Below are 3,718 nucleotides of genomic sequence, written 5' to 3' on the forward strand. Positions count from 1 at the left end.
GCTCTGAGGCTGACCTCCGGTCCCTCATAAGTGTGCTAGCCTAAGCTGGGTGATGCCTTGCCAGGACCCAAAAGAGGCGGACCATGAGGCGGCGCGAACTCGTCCTTGTGCTTGCAGGTGTGGCCGCGAGCTATCCGCTTGTCGCTCGCGCACAGCGAGGGGAGCTCACGCGTCGGATCGGCGTCGTCATGCTATACCCTGAGAGCGATCCGCAAGGACAGCTCCGCGCTACGACTTTTCAGCGTCAACTCGAAAAAGCTGGCTGGACGATCGGCGGAAATCTTCAAGTCAATTTTCGATGGGGTACGGGTGACGCCGATTGGGTGCGATCCGCCATTAGAGAGGCCTTGCATCAGGTCCCTGATGTGCTGCTCGCAAACGGTGACGCAGCCGCATTGGCGGCGCACGAATTGGCCAAATCAGTTCCTGTCATCTTCATTGGCAGCGGCGACCCGGTGGCGGATGGTCTAGTGCAGAGTCTCGCTCATCCGGGTGACAACGTGACCGGTTTCGCGGTCATGGAGCCAAGCTTGGGCTCAAAGCTGCTAGGCATGCTCAAGCAGGTTGCGCCGCGGATCGTCCGCGTCGCTATATTGCTGAATCCCGATAACGCAACGCACAAGCGTATCCTTGGCTTGTTGGAAGCCTCCGCTCCCAACTTTGCTGTCGAAATCGAGGCGGCGTCGGCGCGAGAACCGACAGAAATCGAAACAGCGATGACTCGCTGGGGACAGGGATCGGATTACGGCGTGATAGTGCCGTCCGATCCGGCGACCAATTCTCGGCGCAAACTCTTCATTGAACTGGCGGCACGCTACCGATTGCCGACAATCTATTCGTTGCGCGCCGCCGTTGCCGATGGCGGCCTCATGTCCTACGGCGTCGATTTGCTCGAGCTTTTTAGACAGGCGGCGATCTATGCCGACCGAATTCTCACGGGAGAGAAAGCCAGTGATCTGCCAGTGCAGTTGCCGACCAAGTTTGAAACGGTGTTCAATTTGAAGACCGCCAAGCTGCTCGGCTTCGACATACCGGCCTCGCTGCTCGCTACCGCCGACGACGTGATCGAGTAGGCTCGTTACGTCGTTCGCGGCTCTTTTTCGGACCTCTCGGCGCGTCCGCATCGCTTCGGCTCATGCCAAGCGAGAGGCTTCGCGGGTCAGACAGGCCGGCGATAGTTCCAACAAGCTCCTTGGTATTTGGTCTCCAATAAGTTCCGATCTGGAGCCAGAACCGCTCTTCCCCGTGACGGGCCACAATTTCCGCCTTTGACCAAAAGCGGAAGTTTTCCCATGATACGAGCGATTAATGGGTGAACTCTTTGTAGCTAGAGTTCCTCAAGAGTATCGGCTACGCGGCAGAGCAATTCGGCAAGAACCACGTCGGCGATCGTAACGAACACCTGTCGAGAGTGCACGATCGACGAATGCTTCGGCCCGGCTTTCGGAAGAGTTGGGCCAAGCTCCGATTTCGAATTGGCGCCCAGCTCGCACGATTTAGCGCGACGAATTCTAAACTCCTCTGACCTAAGGAGATGAACTATGAGCGCATCCGCGAGGAGCAACTCGGGTCACGCATCCCTCTTGACTGAGGGAGCAATAAAGCAGGAGACCCTGCCGTTCCCGGCTCCGACTTCAGGGAGCGTTGCGGGCCGGACAATTCAGGAGTCCGTCTATAGCCCAAAGTCGGCATCTAAGCATCTCCCGGCGGATGCGCCCAATATTCTCATCATATTGATTGACGATGCCGGACCCGGACTGCCGTCTACCTTCGGTGGCGAGATGACGACGAAAACGCTCGACAAAATCGTGACGGGCGGCGTCACGTACAACCGCTTCCACACGACAGCCATGTGCTCCCCCACCCGCGCCTCGTTGCTTACCGGCCGCAACCACCATCGCGTGGGAAATGGGCAGATCGCGGAGCTGGCGAACGACTGGGATGGCTATTCAGGACGCATTCCCAAGAGTAGCGCGCTCGCGGCGGAGGTGCTGCGGGATTACGGCTACTGCACGGCCGCGTTTGGCAAGTGGCACAATACGCCGGCCGAGGAGACGACTACGGCGGGTCCGTTCGACAACTGGCCGACCGAGATCGGCTTCGAGTACTTCTACGGATTTCTTGCAGGAGAGGCCTCGCAATGGGAGCCGCATCTGGTACGCAATACTACAGTTGTGCAGCCACCCAAGACGCCTGAACAGGGCTATCACCTCAGCGAGGATCTTGCGGACGACGCAATCCGGTGGCTGCGCGACCACAAGGCCTTTCAACCCGCTAAGCCGTTTTTCATGTACTGGGCCAGCGGCGCGATCCACGGGCCCCATCATATTTTCAAGGAGTGGGCGGACAAGTACAGAGGGAAATTTGACGATGGCTGGGATGCCTACCGCGAACGCGTATTCAAGCGGGCGAAGGAAAAGGGCTGGATCCCAGCGAACGCGCAGCTCACGCCACGCGATCCGACCATGGCGGCGTGGGCCGACATTCCCGAGGACGAAAAGCCCTTTCAGCGCCGTCTAATGGAAGTCGCAGCCGGGTTCGCCGAGCACGTCGACGTGCAGGCGGGTCGAGTGATCGACGAGATCGAGCGGCTCGGTTACGGCGACGACACGCTGATTTTTTACATCTGGGGTGACAATGGTTCGTCGGCGGAGGGCCAGAACGGGACGGTCAGCGAACTCCTTGCGCAGAACGCCATCCCAACGACCGTTCGGCAACACATCGATGCTCTGGACCAGCTCGGCGGGCTCGACGTTCTGGGCTCACCGCTCACCGACAATCAATATCACTCCGGATGGGGGTGGGCTGGCAGTACGCCTTACAAGGGCACGAAGTTGCTCGCTTCGCACTTCGGAGGGACCCGCAATCCCATGGCGGTGCGCTGGCCGGCGAAGATCAAGCCTGATTCGACACCTCGGACGCAATTTCATCACTGCAACGACGTGGTGCCGACGATTTACGAGGTTTTGGGAATTACCCCGCCACGGGAGGTTAGGGGCATCCCTCAGGACCCGATTGACGGTGTGAGTTTCGCATACACCTTCACCGATCCGAAAGCGAAGGGGCGGTTGCTCACGCAATATTTTGAGGTCATGGGCAGCCGCGCGATCTACCACGATGGCTGGATGGCGTCCGCCTTCGGACCCCGCGCTCCGTGGTTGCCCGGCGCACCGCCGGGTATCAAGGAATGGACTCCAGACAACGACATTTGGGAACTCTACGACCTGGACGAGGACTGGAGCCAAGCGAATGATCTCGCGTCAAAGATGCCCGATAAGGTGCGGGCGTTGCAGGAGATGTTCCTTATCGAGGCGGCCAGGAACAAGGTCCTGCCGATCGGCGGTGGTCTGTGGGTGCCATTGTTTCATCCCGAGTTGCGCATCGCGCCTCCCTATACGGAGTGGACGTTCTCGGGCGATATGGTCCGCATGCCGGAGTTCTGTGCGCCAGCCCTCGGTAACAAACCCAACCGGGTCACCATTGAGGCAGAGGTTCCCGCGAGTGCCAGCGGGGTACTCTATAAACTGGGTTCCAACGCCGGGGGACTTACGCTTTGGGCTGAGGACGGAATCCTATGTTACGAGTATAACCTGTTCATCGTGCAGCGAACGCAGATTCGCGCAACAAAGAAGTTGCCCGCAGGCAATGTAACCGTGGAGGTTGACACGGATTACGTAGTCCCCCGCCCCGCGGGACCGCTCAAAATCACACTGAAGGC

General features: G+C 59.3%; 2 protein-coding genes. Both read left to right on the plus strand.

Annotation, left to right across the window (positions count from 1 at the left end):
• Nucleotides 1-83: 83 nt before the first annotated feature.
• On the plus strand, nucleotides 84-1,073 hold the full coding sequence (locus JOY90_RS31095; protein WP_291694919.1) for an ABC transporter substrate-binding protein: 990 nt from the start codon (nucleotides 84-86) through the stop codon (nucleotides 1,071-1,073).
• A gap of 510 nt (nucleotides 1,074-1,583) precedes the next feature.
• The coding region (locus JOY90_RS31100; RefSeq protein WP_291694920.1) for an arylsulfatase at nucleotides 1,584-3,718 on the plus strand (2,135 nt) is incomplete at its 3' end.

This window comes from Bradyrhizobium sp., assembly GCF_019242285.1.
Lineage (GTDB): Bacteria > Pseudomonadota > Alphaproteobacteria > Rhizobiales > Xanthobacteraceae > Bradyrhizobium.